Genomic DNA, 1,376 nt, shown 5'->3' on the forward strand with positions numbered 1-1,376 from the left:
CGCAGTAATGAAATAGGTGGTACTGTTACAGTAACGGTGACAGATAATGATGGCACCGTACAAACACTGACCGCAACTGTTGACAGTAATGGTGATTGGCGTGTTGAAGTGCCTAATGGACTCGCCGAAGGTGATTACACCGTGTCAGCAACAGTGAGTGACGTGGCGGGCAATAGTACAACAATCAGTGCCTCAGGTAGTATTGATACGGTAAATCCTACAGTCGTTGTGAATGATAATGGCTTAAGCAATGATAATACCCCAACAATCAGCGGCACTTCTACCGAGCCTGCGGGCACAATTGTAAATATTATAGTTACAGACAGTAATGGCGATAATTATAGTTTTACAGCTGTTGTAAGTGCTGCAGGCACATGGCAAACAGACGCATCAGAAATACCTGATGGTAACTACACAATTACTGCAACAATCACAGATGCTGCAGGTAATACAGGGAGTGATACAGGCTCAGGGGCGATAGATACTATAGCGCCTATCATTACAATCAATAATCTAGGTACAATTAACACTGCAACACCAACCATTAGTGGTACATCTTCGGAGCCAGCAGGCACCGTTATTTCACTTGTATTAACAGATACCGGTGGTGATGAAATCAGCTTGACCGCAACTGTTGATGGCGCTGGTAATTGGTCTGTGACCTCTTCATTGTTAGCGAATGATGACTACAGCGTGGTTGCTACGGTAGAAGATGCTGCAGGAAATAGCGCCTCAGCAACAGAGAATTTCACCTTGAATACCAGTGCGCCTAGTATTTCAATTGATGCTATAGGCCAGACGAACGATACAACGCCTACTATTTCAGGAACAACAAGTGCTCCTGATGGAAGTACGATCACAGTGACTATAAATGATGGCATCAATCCAGTTGAAACACTGACCGTAAGTGCCTCAGGTGGTATTTGGACTGCCACAGCTAATAATGCATTAACTGAAGGTGATTTTACGGTTACTGCTAGCGTTACTGTAGGTGGTGTTGAAGGCACAGACTCTGCTGTAGGAACAATTGATTTAACCTCACCCATCATTGTAATTAATGAGGTTGCACAAACAAATGATACCACGCCAACAATAAGTGGTACAACGGATGTGCCGGCAGGAAGCACAGTCACAGTGCTCATTACTGATTCACAAGGCAATCCACAAACTTTAGTCGCTACGGTATTAGCGAATGGAAGCTGGTCAGTTGCTGCAGCCACTATACTGGCAGAAGGTAGTTTTACTGTTAATGCTTCAGTCACTGATGCGGCAGGTAATACCGGCACCGACAGTGCCACTGGTGAAATAGACATCACCGCACCGACCATCACTCTTGATACCTTGGCCGATAGCAATGATGTGACACCGCTCATCAG

Annotated in this window: 1 protein-coding gene; it reads left to right on the top strand. The window is 45.1% G+C overall.

The window, feature by feature from the left end; genetic code table 11:
• Positions 1-1,376 (top strand): Ig-like domain-containing protein (locus tag HUS62_RS22230; protein WP_175081187.1); only part of this gene is annotated, 1,376 nt, incomplete at both ends.

Source organism: Pseudoalteromonas sp. 0303 (assembly GCF_013349995.1).
GTDB lineage: Bacteria > Pseudomonadota > Gammaproteobacteria > Enterobacterales > Alteromonadaceae > Pseudoalteromonas.